We start from the raw sequence: 15,714 nt of genomic DNA on the forward strand, positions 1-15,714 counted from the left end.
GAGTGATCTCATGAGCAAGCGCACCTTCCAGCCCAACAACCGTCGTCGCGCCAAGAAGCACGGTTTCCGTGCTCGCATGCGTACCCGCGCCGGCCGTGCCATCCTGTCGGCACGCCGCGCGAAGGGCCGCACCGAGCTCTCTGCGTAAGCAGCCGTGCTCGCCCGCCCGTTCCGTCTGACCCGCGGGAGCGACTACCGGATGGTCGTTCGACGCGGATCGCGTTGTGGCGGGGCGCGCGTCATCACCTCGATCCTGTCGACGGGTGAGCGGCGTGAGCCGCGGTTCGGTTTCATCATCAGCAAGCAGGTGGGCACCGCCGTGGTGCGCAATACCGTGCGTCGGCGTCTGAAAGCCGTCTGCGCGGAGGCGCTCCCGCGTGTTCCTCAGGGCACGGATGTCGTCATCCGTGCCCTTCCTGCATCCTCCGTGGCGTCGTTCGCCGAGCTGCGCACCGACGTCGAGAGGTGCCTGCAGCGTCTGGCTCCGAGCGAGGTCTCCTCATGACCGCGCTTCCCGCCTCGTCGGTCGGGACCGGGGAGATGCGCGGACGCGACATCGTGCGCAGCATCCCGCTGCTCCCGCGGAACGCGGTCATCGCCTTCCTGTCCGGGTACCGCAAGGTCATCTCCCCGCTCTATGGCGATGTCTGTGCGTACTACCCCTCCTGTTCCGCCTACGCTGTAGGTGCGGTGCAGCAGCACGGTGCCGTGCGCGGAGCCCTGCTCTCCGCGTGGCGCATCCTCCGCTGCAATCCCTGGACCAGCGGAGGCGTCGACGACGTCACGCCGCACCAACACTTCCGCTACGACCTGACCTCCCATGGTTTCGTCGTTCCCTCCCGAAAGGACTGACCGGTGGGTCTTGACCTCCTGCTCGCCAGCACCACCCCCAGCCCCGAACCGGCTGCCGGGGGGTTCGACCTGCTCGGCACGATCCTCTGGCCGCTGAAGTGGGTCGTCGAGCTCATCCTGGTCGCCTGGCACTGGCTGCTCACGGCCGTCGGCCTTCCTGCAGCCTCCGGTATCACGTGGGTGCTGTCGATCGTCGGCCTCGTCGTGGTGGTGCGCGCGGCGCTGATCCCGCTCTTCGTGAAGCAGATCAAGAGCCAGCGAAAGATGATGGAAATTGCTCCTGAACTGCGAAAAGTTCAGGAGAAGTATCGCGGGAAGAAGGATCAGCTCTCTCGCGAGGCCATGAGCCGCGAGACGATGGCGCTGTACAAGAAGCACGGCACGACGCCGATGTCGAGCTGTCTGCCGCTCCTCGTTCAGATGCCGATCTTCTTCTCGCTCTACAGCGTGCTGAGCGATGTCAGCAAGCACGCGCGAGACAACATCGGCGGTGTCGGTCTCCTCAGCCCCGAGCTGACGAAGGAGTTCTACGACGCGAAGCTCTTCGGCGTCGCCTCGTTGCACGAGACGCTGGGCAACGCGATCGATGCGCAGAACACGACGGCCATCATCATCCTGGTCACGCTCGTGGTGCTCATGATCGGGTCGCAGTTCTTCACGCAGCTGCAGATCATCTCCAAGAACCTTTCGCCCGAGGCCAAGACCGGCCAGGCGTACCAGATGCAGAAGATCATGCTCTACGTGCTGCCGCTGGGCTTCATCTTCTCGGGCGTCTTCTTCCCGCTCGGCGTCGTCGTGTACTGGTTCATCTCCAACCTGTGGACCATGGGGCAGCAGTTCCTCGTCATCCGTGAGATGCCGACCCCGGGTTCTGAGGCGGCGAAGGCCCGCGAGGAACGCCTGGCGCGCAAGGGCAAGGCCATCGATTCGTCGGGCAAGGTGGTGCCGATGTCGGTGTACGAGGCCGAGCAGCAGCGTCTGCTCGAGGAGGCCGAGAAGGCCAAGGCAGAGGCACCGAAGCGTCAGCAGCCCGTGGGTAAGAAGCGGGCGAAGAAGAAGGGAAGCGGTTCATGAGCGAGGTCGTGACCGGGAGCACGGAGCCGACGGTGGCGCAGCTGGAGCTCGAGGGCGACGTCGCCGCCGACTACCTCGAAGAGCTGCTCGACATCGCCGACATCGACGGCGATCTGAACCTGGATGTGCGTCAGGGCCGCGCCTATGTGTCGGTGGAGGCCGAGGGCGATGGACTGTCCGTGCTCTCTGCACCTGACACGGTCCAGGCGCTGCAGGAGCTCACTCGACTGGCGGTGCAGAACAAGACCGGTTCGTTCTCCCGGCTGATCCTCGATATCGGTGGTTCGCGCGACACCCGGCGTCGGCAGCTCGAAACGCTGGTCGACGCCGCGGCCGCGAAGCTCGACGAGGGGTCGTCGCAGGCGTCGCTTCCCTCGATGTCGAGCTACGAGCGGAAGCTGGTGCATGACATCGCTGCCGACCGCGGCCTCGTCTCCGAGTCGTACGGTGAGGGCGCGGACCGCCACACTGTGTTGCGTCGTCGGTGATGTCGGCGTCGGACTCGTCCACCGAACCCGGCGCACCCGAAACCGGTGTGGTCGAAGCAGAGCCGGCCGTCGCCGCTGAACTCTTCGGCGACCGTATCGACGTCGCGCGACAGTTCACGGCCGCTCTTGCTCGTGAGGGTGAGGAGCGGGGCCTGATCGGACCCCTCGAACTCCCGCGGTTGTGGACCCGTCACATTCTGAACAGCGCGATCGCCGCGCCCCTCTTCCACGGCACCGTGGCGGACATCGGGTCGGGCGCCGGGCTCCCTGGTCTGGTCCTGGCGATCGCGCGACCGGATGTCACCTGGACACTGGTCGAGCCGATGGAACGCCGGATCACCTGGTTGAACGAGCAGGTCGCGGCTCTGGGACTCGACAACGTCACGGTGCTGCGGTCGCGCGCGGAAGACGTGAAGGCGGGCGATGGATTCGACGTCGTGACCGCTCGCGCCGTGAGCGCGCTTCGGACTCTCCTTCCCCTCACAGCTCCGCTGGTCCGTGACGGAGGGGAGCTCGCCCTGCTCAAGGGGGCAAACGCGGCGAACGAGATCGAGGCTGCGCAGAAGCAGATCAAGAAGTACCGCCTTTCCGACGTGCGGGTAGAAGTCCTCGGCGAGGGAGTGGTTCCCGAGACGACTCGCGTCGTGCGTGCACGCGTGCGGTGACATCGCCGTTTCACGTGAAACATCCGGCCTGATGAGGCGTACTCGGCACGACTATGCCGCGGAAGTTTCGGCGGTTGCCGGGGGTGCGGGCTGCATCCGACGTGCGGGAGCGGGCGACTCTCGCCGGAGGGGATGACTTGGCGCCGCCGTGTCTTCGTCACGCGCCGAGCGGCGTGTCTGACCGAGCGCGTCCAACACGGACAGCACGGCGACGGTCGGTCGGTCGGGCGAGCGTGACGTCGGCGACTCGCGGTCGCGCGATGCGATCCCTGCGATGGGTCCCGCCCGGTTTGGGGTGAGATCCTATGTGGCCACGTGTCCTCCCCTCGCGTTTAGAACGTGGTGCCCGACATGCGAACAGATCCCTGACCGCCGACGGAGCGTCAGCCGTTGGTGAGGGGTGTGACGGCGGCATTCCTAGACACACACGCCCAGCGCAGTTGCATGGCGGATCGTCATCGTGTGCGGTGCAGCCGGTGATTGACCGGGCGCGGGCTCGCGAGGTGGGGATGTGGTTGACCGCGCCACCAGCCGCTGGTTGCAGGCCCCGCGCCCTTCCCCGGTGCCTGACGTGCTTACGGTTCGAGCGCACCGGCAGCCCGTTTCACGTGAAACATCGACGTCAGCACCTCAGGCGGAGGCTATGTTTCACGTGAAACACGGCGAGGTCGGACAGGTGACGGTGAGGTGGCTTGCATCGCGACCGAGTGGTCTTAGTGCGGCCCTCGGTTGAGATCGATGGGCAGCGGGATGCTGGTGGATTGATGAGCAGATCCGAGGGCGTATAGGGGGTGAGCGCCGCTGTTCGTGCGCTGCGGACGAACTCCGGTCCGGTGGGTCGCAATCGTAGGGAGGGACTGGCCGCGGTGTCGACGGGGGCCCGCGGGGTGGTGCGCATCCTGCCCCCGCGGCGAGTCGTGTGAGAGTTTCCGCGGCCGCGGATTCACTGGGTGTCCCCAGAAGGAGCGGTGTCGGGGGAACGCAGGTCTACTTCGGCGCCCTGGATGTCGGGTGGTGCGGGCCTGACCGCGCTACGGCTCTGCAACCGATGATCCGAGTGAATACGACCAGCAGCCCGAGTGCGCGAGTCGTCGACGCGCGAGATGACCATGCTGCGTGAGCTTCATGGTGGTCGGCTCCCGGGAGGGGAGGAGGCTTCGGGGTGGCGGGAGATCGGATGCGCCGGGCACGGCGCGGTGGCGCGCTTGTAAACACAGCGGAACGGGCGGGGACTCGAGATGTGTGGGCGATCGGTGGCGCAGTCGGTAGGGCGTGAGGGAGTGTGCGGCTGCATACGTCGCGCAGCGTCAGGGACTCCGGTAGTCGGGGCACTACAGATGAGGGAGATGAGGCGCCTCAGAAAGGGGCTGTCACGGGCCGAGGAGTTGAGGCGTCCCTGTATCGAACGGGAATGTGTGATGGGCGCCGGGGGTGACGGCTTCGCGCCGACGAGGGGAAGATGATGGGGGGTTGCACCTCTGGTGCTGAGGGTTCGCTGAGCTGGGGTCGACAGTGACCCGTGTGGTGAGGCTTCGATGAGCTGATGTCCACAGGGCTCCGTGTACTGAGGCTTCGATGAGCTGGGGGTCCACAGTTCCCTGGCTGGGGGTGGGGAGGGCAGGGACGAGCGCGAGGTGCGGCGACCGGGTGGGACGACGTGGTGCGGGCGTGCAGGGTCGGGGCATTCCGCGCGTGCGGTTGCTCAGGTGAAAGGGGTGGGCAGGGCGCGGATGACGATGGAGTCGGGGACGTGTGGGTGCGGTGCGGGGGTCGTGCGGGGTGTCCTGTGGGTGAGGAGAAGCATGAGAGTCGGTCGGAGAGGGACGCCAGGCTCAGCTGGGGATGTCGTGCGGGCCTTGCTTGCGTGAGGGGTGGGTGCGCGGTACGGATGACGATGGCGTAGGGGAGTGGAGGGCATGTGGCACCCGGCGGCACGGTGTCGGCGGAGTGCCCGGGTGCCGCGAGGGACATCAGGGGCCAGCTGCACGAGCCGTGAGTGCAGAGCATCTGCCCGAATCGGGCCGTTCCGCACCGGAAGCTGTGGGGCGAGGCACGGGGAGACGGGACTGCACGGCCATGAGCGGAGCTGCCGAGTCAGGAGCGGGGGCCTCCGACCGGCTGTCGCGGGCTGGTGGCGAGTCGTCGGTGAGCGCAAGACGGACGAGCGGGCGCGACCGTGGAAGGTGCGGTGTTTGTGCGGGGGAGGAGGTGGGCGTGAGGAGGAGGCGGGTCTGGGGAGGAGGCGGGCGTGGGGAGGAGGCGGGCGTCGGGGAAGGGGCGGGCGTGGGGGAGAAGCGGGGTGGGGACGAAGCGGGGTGGGGAAGAGCGGGCGCCGAGGGTGGAGGCATGCGGGCCCCGACAACACGGAGGTCCGTCGGCTCACGAGACGCAGTGGACGACCGACCGCACCAGGGAAATGCGCGGACGTGCGGTGTTGGCCCGATGGGGGCAAGCCCGGACGGAGACGGGACCGGGTGTGCTGGATCGCGGGGAGGGCTGGGTGAGCCGCGAGGTCGGGGCCATGAAGGGCGAGACGACGCGGTCGCTGACGGACCGAACACGCCGCGGAACAGGCGCAGTGTTTCACGTGAAACGGTGAAAGGCGCTCATGCGGGGCGGCGTTCGCCGGGGGGCAGGTCGGGGCTTCTTCAAGAACCGTCGCGGGTGGGGGAGGAGGTGCTGAGGGGGCAGCTCACGCGGCGGTTCATGTAGACGTGATCCTGGATGCGCCTGGTCGGGGATCTCCGGCGCGAGCGAGGAGGCCCGGCAGCTGTTTCAGACGACCGATTGCGGTCATCGATGCGGCACCGGGAGCGCGCGGCGCTCGCTCGCTGCGACGAGGAACTCCCGGAATCGATGCGGCTGCCGGTCGTGGGCCGGTACGAGCCGCGGACGGAAGTGCGCTCAGGGTCGATGCTGACGGGCGTGCGCGGTTCGAGGTCCGTCCCTGCGGTTAGAGTGGGATGCGGCCCCGAAAGGAGTGGATGTTTCACGTGAAACAGTCCGAAAAGACACCGGCAAACGACTCGTTCGGGATGGATACCCCGCTTGCTCGCGAACTCGCCGACCTCTCCGCGCGCCGCAGGGCCCTCGAAGCCGTTCACGTGGAGTTCACCGGGGAGACCCGGGTGCTTACCGTGTCGAACCAGAAAGGCGGCGTCGGCAAGACCACGAGTGCGGTGAACATCGCCTCCGCGCTGGCCGGACTCGGTGCCTCGGTTCTCGTGATCGACCTCGACCCCCAGGGGAATGCGTCCACGGCACTCGGGGTTCCGCACAACGCGGACACGCCGAGCGTGTATGACGTGCTGATCGATGAGTTCCCGCTCGCGGAGATCGTGCAGCCCAGCCCGGAGAGCCCACGACTGTTCTGTGCTCCGAGCACCATCCACCTGGCGGGCGCCGAGATCGAGCTGGTGGCGCAGGTCGCGCGAGAGCATCGGCTCCGACGCGCTCTGCAGGACTACCTCGTCGACCACCCGGTGGACTTCGTGATCATCGATTGCCCGCCGTCGCTCGGGCTTCTGACGATCAACGCCTTCACCGCAGCCTCCGAGGTCTTCATCCCCATCCAGTGCGAGTACTACGCGCTGGAGGGTCTGAGCCAGCTTCTGGGAAGCATCCAGATGATCCAGAAGCACCTCAACCCGGCTCTGCACCTCTCCACCATCCTGCTGACGATGTTCGATGGCCGTACCCGGCTGGCGCAGCAGGTTGCGGAAGAGGTTCGGACGCATTTCCCCACCCAGGTGCTGAACACCGTCATCCCTCGGTCGGTCCGCGTGTCCGAGGCCCCCAGTTTCGGCCAGACGGTCATCGCGTACGACGGACAGTCCGCCGGCGCGATCGCCTACCGCGAGGCCGCTGTCGAGATCGCGTCCCGTGTGACGCAGAGCAAGGAGAAGTAATGGCGAAGCGCACTGGACTCGGCCGGGGCATCGGTGCCCTCATTCCGACCGCGGATCAGGCGGAGCGACCCGTCGACGTGTTCTTCCCCGGCGCGAGCCTGCGCCCGGACACGACCGACTCCGGCGCAGCCGCGGTTGCGGAAGCTACCCTCGAGGCGGTCCCCGGCATCCACCTGGTGCAGGTCGACCCGCACGCGATCGTGCCGAACCCGCGTCAGCCGCGGACGCACTTCGACCCGGAGGACCTGGCCGAACTCGTGCACAGCGTGCGGGAGTTCGGGGTGCTCCAGCCGGTGGTCGTGCGCAAGAACGGCGACGGCGACTACGAACTCATCATGGGGGAGCGTCGGACGCGGGCTGCACGCGAAGCCGGGCTCGACGCGATCCCGGCCATTGTGCGCGACACCGCCGACGAGGACCTCCTGCGCGATGCGCTCCTCGAGAACCTGCACCGCTCCGAGCTGAACCCGCTGGAAGAGGCATCGGCGTACCAGCAGCTGCTCGAGGATTTCGGCATCACCCAGGAAGAGCTCGCAACCCGCATCGGCCGGTCTCGTCCGCAGATCAGCAACACCATCCGCCTGCTCAAACTGCCCGTCCCCGTGCAGCAGCGCGTCGCAGCCGGAGTGCTGTCGGCCGGTCACGCCCGCGCGATCCTGAGTCTCGACACCCCGGAGGCGATGCAGCGCCTTGCCGACAAGGTCGTGAACGAAGACCTGTCGGTGCGCGCGACGGAGGTCGCCGCCAAGGCGCAGCCGAGCGCGGGGAAGACCCCGAAGGCCACGCCGGGAGCGCGACGGGCCTATCTGGACGAGGTGGCGGGCAAGCTCGGCGATCGCCTGAACACGCGGGTGAAGATCTCGCTCGGGACGCGAAAGGGCCAGGTCACGATCGATTTCGCGTCGATCCAGGACCTCAACCGCATCCTGCAGGAGCTGGGCGAAGAAGGGTACGGCTCCGCGCGCTGACCCCGCACGGTGTCAGGGAGGGCCTAGACTCGCGTCATCTTGACGATGCGGGGGTAGGTCATGAGCAGAGCAGCTGACGCGGCGAGCATCAAGCGCCGTGTGATCGCGGTCAGTATCGCCGCGGCATTGGGTGGCTTCCTCTTCGGCTTCGACACCGCGGTGATCAACGGTGCCGTCGACGCTCTCGCGGGCGACGTGTCCGGGTTCGACCTCGGTACCGGCCTCAAGGGCTTCGCCGTGTCGTCCGCGCTGATCGGTTGCGCGGTCGGCGCCTGGTTCGCCGGCCCGATCTCGAACAAGTTCGGGCGCATCCCGGTCATGGTCGTCGCAGCCGCCATGTTCTTCGTCTCCGCGATCGGCTCCGGTCTGGCCTTCAGCGTGGTCGACCTCATCATCTGGCGCGTGATCGGCGGACTGGGCGTGGGGGCAGCCTCGGTCATCGCTCCGGCGTACATCGCCGAGGTGTCGCCGGCCGCCATCCGTGGGAGACTCGGCTCGCTGCAGCAGCTCGCGATCGTCACGGGTATCTTCGCCGCCCTCCTCTCCGACGCGCTGCTCGCGGGAATCGCCGGCGAAGCGGATCAGCCGCTGTGGGGGCTCACCGCCTGGCGCTGGATGTTCATGGTCGCGGCCATTCCCGCGCTCGTCTACGGGCTCGTCTCGCTCCGGCTGCCGGAGTCGCCGCGTTACCTGGTGCGCAAGGGCGAGACGAAACGCGCCGCAGAGGTGCTCCAGACCGTCACGGGCACGATCGACACCGAGGCGAAGATCAAGGAGATCACCGGGACGATCGACACCGAGCGCGCCGAGTCGCTGCGTGACCTGCGAGGGAATCGCCTCGGGCTCAAGCCGATCGTCTGGATCGGCATCCTGCTGTCGGTGTTCCAGCAGTTCGTCGGCATCAACGTCATCTTCTACTACTCCACGACGCTCTGGCAGTCGGTCGGGTTCGACGAGTCCAGCGCGCTGCTGACCTCGGTGATCACCTCCGTGACGAACATCGTGGTGACGATCGTGGCGATCCTCCTGGTCGACAAGGTGGGCCGGCGGATCATGCTGCTCGTCGGTTCGGTCGGCATGACCGTCACCCTCGGACTGATGGCGGTCGCGTTCTCCTTCGGCACGCTGGACGCGCAGGGCACCGCGACGCTGCCCGACCCCTGGGCCACCGTCGCCCTCGTCTGCGCCAACGGATTCGTGGTGTTCTTCGGCGCCAGCTGGGGACCGCTCGTCTGGGTGCTCCTCGGCGAGATCTTCCCGAACTCGATCCGGGCTGGCGCACTCGCCGTCGCGGCCGCTGCGCAGTGGGTCGCGAACTTCTTCATCTCCACGACGTTCCCGGCCTTCGCGGAGATCGGACTCACCTTCGCCTACGGGTTCTACGCGTTCTTCGCTCTGCTGTCGTTCTTCTTCGTGTTCTTCAAGGTGCCCGAGACCAAGGGCCGGGAGCTCGAGGACATGACCGAGGACGCGAAGGTCGAGCGCCGACGGGGTCGCGCACGCGCGTAGGCTGGACGGATGACCGAGTCCGTCCCACGCCGCGCCAGCCTGGAAGTGCTGCGCGCCGAAGCGGCCGACGAACTCGCGGTGCTGATCCAGGAGCGGCTGCTGGGCGGGGAAGACCCGTGGGAGTTCATGGAGGAGCTGCCGAGCGTCGACGAGCTCGTGGTGTACCTGCTCCGCGCTGACAACATCGCCGCGAACGACGGCGTGCGACCCAACGCCGCGCGGCACTACCGCGTGCTGCGACAGATCGCCCTGGAGTACCCGGAGCTCACCCCGGCGGTGTGGGGACTGCTCGACGAACAGCAGCGCCACCGCCGGTGGGACCCGCGCATCGCCGACGCCTCCTGACGGCTCTTTCGATTCCTCCGCGCGGCGTCCGCACGCACCGGCGGTGAGGCTCGACACGCGTGGATGCGTGGGGCGGTGCGACGGCGTGTGCGCGCGATGCGGCGGCGCGGGAAATGCGTGAGGCGGGCGCGATGCGGCGGCGCGGGGGATGCGTGGGCCGGGCCCGCTGCAGCGCGGGGGGCGGTGTGGGGGCAGTGCGAGGTGGGTGCGCGGCCGGCGCCGGGGCGACGGAGGCGGATGATCAGGGACGGGTGCGACGCACAAGACTTCTGAACATGATTTTCATAAATCGCTTCATGCTGGTAAAAAGGTGACAGCAACGCGGCGGGGCGGGCACTGACCGGCACTTCCGTGTGTTCATGAAAGACAAGGGAGTTCGCCATGACGTCACGCCTACGCATCGGAGCGGAGCGTGCAGCAGACCGGGCAGACCTGATCCCCGGGAGCAGGATCGGCCTGCTCACCAACTTCACCGGGACCATGCCCGACCTGTCCCGGAACATCGATGCGTTCACGGCCGCGGGTGTGCGACTGCATCACCTGTTCGGCCCCGAGCACGGTCTCGACGGCTCGGTGCAGGCGGGGGAGAGCACCGCGATCGAGCGCGACGAACGCTCCGGGCTCCCGTTCAGCGACACCTACCTCACCGAGGGCGCTGCGCTGGACGACATGATCGCCGCGTCCGGCGTGGATGCCCTCGCCTTCGACATGCAGGACATCGGGGTGCGCTTCTACACCTACATCTGGACCATGTACGACGCGATGCGCAGCGCCGCGCGCCTCCGGCTGCCGTTCACCGTGCTCGACCGACCGAATCCGCTGGGCGGCGCCGTGCTCGCGGGCCCCGGGATCGAGGGCGAGCGCTTCACGAGCTTCGTGGGGCGCAGCGACATCCACCAGCGCCACGGCCTCACCGCCGGGGAGCTGGCACGCCTCTTCGCGCGCCGCGACCTCGCCGCGGAGGGCCTCGAGCTCGACCTGCACGTGGTGACGCTGACGGACTGGGACCCCGCGCGGGACTGGACCGCCACCGGACTGCCGTGGGTGCCGCCGTCGCCCAACATCCCCACGCTCGACTCGGTGTACGCGTTCGCCGGCACCGGGCTCGTCGAGGGCACGACCCTGAGCGAGGGGCGCGGCACCACGCGGCCGTTCGAGACCATCGGCGCTCCGTTCCTGACGGCCGCGTTCGCGGAGGACCTGCGCGGGCGCGACCTGCCGGGTGTGCTGTTCCGCGACATCGCCTTCCAGCCGACGTTCCACAAGCACGTGGGGGAGACCGCTCGGGGCGTGCAGCTGCACATCACCGACCACCGGGCGTATGACCCGGTGGGGACCGCCCTGGCGGTGCTGGAGGCCGCCCGTACGTCGGCGCCGGAGGACGTGCACAGCCTGGATGCGGGACAGCGGCTCGATCCAGGCGACTCCGGCTACGCGCTCGACCGCTTGTGGGGGTCCACCAGCCTCCGTGAGGCGCTGAACGCCGGGCGAGACCTGGCGGCGCTGTCCGCGGGGCCTCAGCGAGTCGCGGACGCGTACGGCGACGACGTGCTGCTCTACCCACGCTGAAAACTATTTCCGTCATGTTAATCGTGACCAAAACTTATTGACATCGACGCGACGGTGAATGTACTTTCATTCCCATCGCGCTGCCGCACCCCCCTTCACCCGAGGAGATATCAATGGAGAGCATCGTCCGGACCTTCCGCGCGGGAGACGGCCCCGAGATCGCGCGAGCCTGGACCGAAGCGGCGCCCGCCGACGGCATCAGCTACGAGCGGTTCCGCGACCTGATCCTGCTCGACCGCAACTTCGACGCCGACGGCCTCTTCCTCGCCGAGTCCGACGGCGACATCGTCGGCGCGGTCTACGCCGTCCGCCGCCAGATCGCGGCCGACGGCGACGACCTGGAGCCCACCTCCGGCTGGATCCCGTTCTTCTTCGTCGTCCCGTCCGCCCGACGCCACGGCATCGCCACCACCCTGATGGCCGCCGCGAAGGAGTGGCTGCGCGGGCACGGCGTCGAGACCGTCTACTTCTCGTCGTACACGCCCAACTACTTCCTCCCCGGGCTCGACGCCGACCGCTACCCCGAAGCCGACGCGTTCCTGCGCTCCGTCGGCTTCCAGACGCAGTACACCTCGGTCGCCATGGACCGCACGCTCAACGACTACGCCATGCCCGACGACGTGCGCGCCCGCATCGCCGAGCTCCGCGCCAAGGGCTGGACGTTCTTCTCACCGACGGGCGACGACCTGGTCGACCTGATCGAGATCGCCGGCACCTTCAACGCCGACTGGTCGCGCGGTATCCGCGAGGGCGTGCTCGGCGGACAGTCGCTCGAGCGCATCATGGTCTGCCGCAACCCCGAGGGCGCCATGCTCGGCTGGGCCATGCACGGCACGTACGAGAACGTGCTGGAGCGCTTCGGCCCGTTCGGGGTGCTGCCGGAGAGCCGCGGCACGGGACTCGGGAAGATCCTGCTGCACCTCACGCTCGAGCGCATGCGTGCCCTGGGCGCCCACAGCGCCTGGTTCCTGTGGACCGAGGAGACCTCCGCCGCCGGACACCTGTACCTGAACACCGGGTTCGAGATCACTCGCACCTTCACGATCCTGCACGCCCCCACCGCCGCCTGACGCGGCCCACCCGAGAGGAATCACATGAAGTCTGCAGCACAGCGTCACCGCCGACGCCTGGTGACCACCGTCGCGCTCACGGGCGCGGCCGCGCTCGCCCTCGCCGGATGCACCACCGGGGCGGAAGGGGGCGGAGACGACGGCGTCGTGAAGCTCACCTTCCTCAGCCACTACGGCAGCGACCCGTTCAAGACCGGGATCGGCGACCTCATCGACCAGTGGAACGAGGAGAACCCCGACATCCAGGTGACCTCGCAGGCCGTCAACTTCGACGAGCTGCTCACCACCCTCAACGTGCGCCAGACCGGCGGACGCGGCGCCGACATCGTCAGCTCGTACTCCCTGTGGGGTGGGCAGCTGCAGGCCAACGGCGTGCTCTCCGCTCCGCCCAAGGACGTCGCGGCCGACATCACCGACAACTACAGCCCCGCGGCGCTCGCCTCGGTCACGACCGGTGACGGCGAGATCCTCGGATACCCGACCGAGTTCAACACGTACGCGCTGTTCTACAACAAGCAGCTCCTCGCCGACGCGGGCTACGACGCCCCGCCGGCGAACTGGGACGAGCTGGTCGAGGCCGCCAACGCCACCACGAAGAAGGACGGCTCGGGCAACACGATCGTGCAGGGCCTCTCCCTCATCCAGGACGGCGACAACCACACGGTGCACCCGTTCCTGTCGCTGCTCGACTCCGCCGGTGGCGAGTTCCTCGCGGCCGACGGGAAGTCCGCCATGGACGACAAGGCCGAGGACGTGATGCAGCTCGAGTCCGACCTGGCCGAGACCGGCGCCACCTCGACCTCGATCATGCCGACGAAGGCGTTCCCCACGGGCGGCGTGGCCATGGCCGTGCAGGCCGGCTGGTGGATCGGCAGCCTGAAGGCCTCGATGGGCGACGACTACGCCAACGTCGGCGTCGCCCCCGTGCCCGGCCCGGAGACCGGTGACGTGGGCTCCCTCGCCTACAGCTTCTTCACCGGCGTGAACTCCGGCAGCCAGCACCAGGAAGAGGCCTGGAAGTTCCTCAGCTGGCTCAACTCGCACGAGAACGAGGACGGCGTCACCGCCCTCGGCGACTTCCTCGCCACGCAGGGGCTGATCCCGCCGCGCACCACGGACGCGGAGATCCTCGGCCCGAAGTACCTCGCCGAGGAGCCGAACCTCGAGGCGATCTACGCCGCCGCCGACTACGCGATGGCTGAGTCGAACGCGTCGAACGCCTACGAGGCGAAGACCGCCACCAACACGGCGCTCAACGACATCATCGTCAACGGCGCCGACGTGAAGACCACCTTCTCGAAGCTGGTCAAGGAGATCGACGCCCAGTAGCACCACCGGAGGGCGGGGACCACGCGCGTCCCCGCCCTCCACCCCGAGACCACCCACGGAGGGCCGATGGCCAACCCCACTCTCATGACGGCGGCGCAGGAAGCCGCGGAGGACACGATCGCGGTGACGACGGTCGGGAAGAAGGCCAAGCCGCGTTCGCGTCGGTTCCGCCGCGAAGCCCGTGCCGGCTACCTGTTCCTCGCGCCCTCCCTGCTGTTCTTCACCGTCTTCCTGATCCTGCCCACCTTCTTCGCGATCTTCCTGTCGCTGTCGACCTGGGGCGGATACGACCTCACCAAGATCGAGTTCACCGGGTTCCAGAACTACCTGGAGATCCTGCAGATCGACAGCACGTTCGTGCAGCCGATCCTCATCAACACGTTCCTGTTCGCGATCATCGCCGTGATCCTCGCGGTCGGCGGCTCGGTCGTCGTCGCCCAGCTCATCGAACGCCTCAAGTTCCAGGGCTTCTGGCGGTTCCTGTACTTCCTCCCCGTCGTGGCCACCGTGGTCGCGATCGGCAACGTGTGGAAGATGCTCTACCAGCCGGCCGGCCTCATCAACGCCGTGCTCAACGCCCTCGGCGTGAACTCCATCGGCTTCCTGTCCGACCCGAACCTCGCCCTCCCCGCGGTCGCCGTGGTGCAGGCGTGGGCCTCGATCGGCGCGGCCGTGCTCATCCTCACGGCGGGCATCAAGGGCATCGACAAGACCATGTACGAGGCCGCGGAGATCGACGGCGCGAACTCCTGGCGCACGTTCTGGAGCATCACGCTGCCGCTGCTGCGGCCCTCCCTGGTGTTCGTCTTCATCACCCAGTGCATCGCCGGCCTGCAGTCGTTCGCGCTCATCATCGTGATGACCAAGGACGGCGGACCCGCGAACGCCACGAACGTCGCCGCGTTCGAGATGTACCAGCAGGCGTTCAAGTTCGGCGCCTGGGGTACCGCGAGCGCCATGGCCATGGTGCTCTTCCTGATCATCTTCATCATCACGCTGCTCCAGCTCTGGATCAGCCGTCGCACCGGAGGAGACGACTGATGGGCGTCCGTCAGCGCAAGCGCCACCCGTTCCCGTGGATCTCCTACCTCGTGGTCGCCATCGGTGGCGTGATGATGGTGGTCCCGTTCTTCGACACGGTCTTCAGCTCGCTGAAGGGCCCCGGTGAGTACGGCATCTTCCCGTACCGGTTCTTCCCGGAGAACTGGACCTGGGACAACTACACCGCCGCGTTCGAGCAGCTGCAGCTGGACAAGCTGTTCTTCAACAGCACGGTCGTGACGCTCGTGGTCACCGCGTCGGTGCTCATCACCTCCGCGATGGCGGGCTACGCGCTCGCGAAGCTGCGGTTCCGCGGTCGCGACGTGATCTTCCGGTTCGTGCTCGCGACCATGATGCTGCCGCCGTTCCTGCTGCTGATCCCCGACTTCCTGATCATGCTGAACTGGCCGCTGGTGGGCGGCAACAACATCCTCGGCCAGGGCGGGTTCGGCGGTATGACGAACAACATCGTCTCGCTCATGCTGCCGTTCCTCGTCAGCGGGTTCGGCATCTTCCTGATGCGCCAGTTCATGGTGGGCGTGCCCGACGAGATGCTCGAGGCCGCGCGCATCGACGGTGCGGGGGAGTGGCGGCTGTTCTTCAACATCGTGCTGCCGCAGGCGACGCCGGTGGCCATCACCCTCGGCGTGATCACGTTCGTCGGCCAGTGGAACGAGTACATCTGGTCGTCGCTGATCGCCTCCGCCAACCCCGACCTGATGACGCTGCCCGTCGGCATCCAGATGCTGCAGAGCTTCATCGACCCGAACCGCACCATGCCGATCGTGATGGCCGGCATCGTCATCAGCACCCTCCCGGTGCTGCTGATCTTCCTCTTCCTGCAGAAGTACTACGTCCGCGGCGTCATGCTCAGCGGAATGAAGTGACCCCCACGA

15 protein-coding genes are annotated in these 15,714 nt (G+C 67.7%); all 15 read left to right on the plus strand.

What is annotated here, in order from left to right:
- Positions 1 to 10: 10 nt before the first annotated feature.
- Positions 11 to 148: a 50S ribosomal protein L34 gene (gene rpmH / locus DW297_RS14795; protein WP_022879826.1), complete on the plus strand. Its 138-nt coding sequence runs from the start codon at positions 11 to 13 to the stop codon at positions 146 to 148.
- A gap of 51 nt (positions 149 to 199) precedes the next feature.
- Positions 200 to 505, plus strand: a complete 306-nt coding sequence (rnpA, locus tag DW297_RS14800) for a ribonuclease P protein component (RefSeq protein WP_240744641.1) — start codon at positions 200 to 202, stop codon at positions 503 to 505.
- Positions 502 to 852: a membrane protein insertion efficiency factor YidD gene (gene yidD / locus DW297_RS14805; RefSeq protein ID WP_136033749.1), complete on the plus strand. Its 351-nt coding sequence runs from the start codon at positions 502 to 504 to the stop codon at positions 850 to 852. The genes rnpA and yidD overlap by 4 nt, the downstream gene beginning before the upstream one ends.
- Before the next feature lie 3 nt (positions 853 to 855).
- On the plus strand, positions 856 to 1,926 hold the full coding sequence (yidC, locus tag DW297_RS14810) for a membrane protein insertase YidC (protein WP_136033750.1): 1,071 nt from the start codon (positions 856 to 858) through the stop codon (positions 1,924 to 1,926).
- Positions 1,923 to 2,414 carry a Jag family protein gene (locus DW297_RS14815; protein ID WP_136033753.1) on the plus strand — a complete coding sequence of 164 codons (492 nt, stop codon included), beginning with the start codon at positions 1,923 to 1,925 and terminating at the stop codon, positions 2,412 to 2,414. The genes yidC and DW297_RS14815 overlap by 4 nt, the downstream gene beginning before the upstream one ends.
- Complete coding sequence (gene rsmG / locus DW297_RS14820; protein ID WP_136033755.1) at positions 2,414 to 3,079, plus strand: 16S rRNA (guanine(527)-N(7))-methyltransferase RsmG; 666 nt, start codon at positions 2,414 to 2,416, stop codon at positions 3,077 to 3,079. The genes DW297_RS14815 and rsmG overlap by 1 nt, the downstream gene beginning before the upstream one ends.
- A gap of 2,984 nt (positions 3,080 to 6,063) precedes the next feature.
- Positions 6,064 to 6,987: a ParA family protein gene (locus DW297_RS14830; RefSeq protein WP_136033757.1), complete on the plus strand. Its 924-nt coding sequence runs from the start codon at positions 6,064 to 6,066 to the stop codon at positions 6,985 to 6,987.
- A complete protein-coding gene (locus tag DW297_RS14835; protein ID WP_136033759.1) occupies positions 6,987 to 7,955 on the plus strand; it encodes a ParB/RepB/Spo0J family partition protein in 969 nt (322 codons plus the stop codon). The genes DW297_RS14830 and DW297_RS14835 overlap by 1 nt, the downstream gene beginning before the upstream one ends.
- A gap of 60 nt (positions 7,956 to 8,015) precedes the next feature.
- Positions 8,016 to 9,464 (plus strand): sugar porter family MFS transporter, encoded by a 1,449-nt coding sequence (locus DW297_RS14840; protein ID WP_205812708.1) that lies wholly within the window; start codon positions 8,016 to 8,018, stop codon positions 9,462 to 9,464.
- Between the two features lie 9 nt (positions 9,465 to 9,473).
- Positions 9,474 to 9,809, plus strand: a complete 336-nt coding sequence (locus DW297_RS14845; protein WP_136033761.1) for a tryptophan synthase subunit alpha — start codon at positions 9,474 to 9,476, stop codon at positions 9,807 to 9,809.
- 381 nt (positions 9,810 to 10,190) lie between these two features.
- The gene (locus DW297_RS14850; protein WP_136033763.1) at positions 10,191 to 11,378 is read left to right on the plus strand and encodes an exo-beta-N-acetylmuramidase NamZ family protein; all 1,188 of its coding nucleotides are present in this window, start codon (positions 10,191 to 10,193) and stop codon (positions 11,376 to 11,378) included.
- A 113-nt stretch (positions 11,379 to 11,491) separates the two neighbouring features.
- A complete protein-coding gene (locus DW297_RS14855; RefSeq protein ID WP_136033765.1) occupies positions 11,492 to 12,448 on the plus strand; it encodes a GNAT family N-acetyltransferase in 957 nt (318 codons plus the stop codon).
- Positions 12,449 to 12,472: 24 nt separating this feature from the next.
- Positions 12,473 to 13,777 carry an extracellular solute-binding protein gene (locus DW297_RS14860; protein ID WP_136033767.1) on the plus strand — a complete coding sequence of 435 codons (1,305 nt, stop codon included), beginning with the start codon at positions 12,473 to 12,475 and terminating at the stop codon, positions 13,775 to 13,777.
- 66 nt (positions 13,778 to 13,843) lie between these two features.
- Positions 13,844 to 14,818 carry a carbohydrate ABC transporter permease gene (locus DW297_RS14865; protein ID WP_205812707.1) on the plus strand — a complete coding sequence of 325 codons (975 nt, stop codon included), beginning with the start codon at positions 13,844 to 13,846 and terminating at the stop codon, positions 14,816 to 14,818.
- Entirely contained in the window at positions 14,818 to 15,705 is an 888-nt protein-coding gene (locus DW297_RS14870) for a carbohydrate ABC transporter permease (RefSeq protein WP_136033769.1), read from the plus strand. The genes DW297_RS14865 and DW297_RS14870 overlap by 1 nt, the downstream gene beginning before the upstream one ends.
- Positions 15,706 to 15,714 lie beyond the last annotated feature (9 nt).

Origin of the sequence: Microbacterium sp. PF5 (genome assembly GCF_004794315.1) — a bacterium.
Taxonomy (GTDB): Bacteria; Actinomycetota; Actinomycetes; order Actinomycetales; family Microbacteriaceae; genus Microbacterium; species Microbacterium sufflavum.

Excerpts from the sequence above, each read along its gene's own strand:
- DW297_RS14855 (WP_136033765.1), top strand. The coding sequence starts at position 11,492 with ATGGAGAGCATCGTCCGGACCTTCCGCGCGGGAGACGGCCCCGAGATC.
- rsmG (WP_136033755.1), top strand. The coding sequence starts at position 2,414 with ATGTCGGCGTCGGACTCGTCCACCGAACCCGGCGCACCCGAAACCGGT.
- DW297_RS14860 (WP_136033767.1), top strand. The coding sequence starts at position 12,473 with ATGAAGTCTGCAGCACAGCGTCACCGCCGACGCCTGGTGACCACCGTC.
- DW297_RS14850 (WP_136033763.1), top strand. The coding sequence starts at position 10,191 with ATGACGTCACGCCTACGCATCGGAGCGGAGCGTGCAGCAGACCGGGCA.
- rnpA (WP_240744641.1), top strand. The coding sequence starts at position 200 with ATGGTCGTTCGACGCGGATCGCGTTGTGGCGGGGCGCGCGTCATCACC.
- DW297_RS14830 (WP_136033757.1), top strand. The coding sequence starts at position 6,064 with ATGTTTCACGTGAAACAGTCCGAAAAGACACCGGCAAACGACTCGTTC.
- DW297_RS14840 (WP_205812708.1), top strand. The coding sequence starts at position 8,016 with ATGAGCAGAGCAGCTGACGCGGCGAGCATCAAGCGCCGTGTGATCGCG.
- DW297_RS14870 (WP_136033769.1), top strand. The coding sequence starts at position 14,818 with ATGGGCGTCCGTCAGCGCAAGCGCCACCCGTTCCCGTGGATCTCCTAC.
- DW297_RS14865 (WP_205812707.1), top strand. The coding sequence starts at position 13,844 with ATGGCCAACCCCACTCTCATGACGGCGGCGCAGGAAGCCGCGGAGGAC.
- DW297_RS14845 (WP_136033761.1), top strand. The coding sequence starts at position 9,474 with ATGACCGAGTCCGTCCCACGCCGCGCCAGCCTGGAAGTGCTGCGCGCC.
- DW297_RS14815 (WP_136033753.1), top strand. The coding sequence starts at position 1,923 with ATGAGCGAGGTCGTGACCGGGAGCACGGAGCCGACGGTGGCGCAGCTG.
- yidD (WP_136033749.1), top strand. The coding sequence starts at position 502 with ATGACCGCGCTTCCCGCCTCGTCGGTCGGGACCGGGGAGATGCGCGGA.
- rpmH (WP_022879826.1), top strand. The coding sequence starts at position 11 with ATGAGCAAGCGCACCTTCCAGCCCAACAACCGTCGTCGCGCCAAGAAG.
- DW297_RS14835 (WP_136033759.1), top strand. The coding sequence starts at position 6,987 with ATGGCGAAGCGCACTGGACTCGGCCGGGGCATCGGTGCCCTCATTCCG.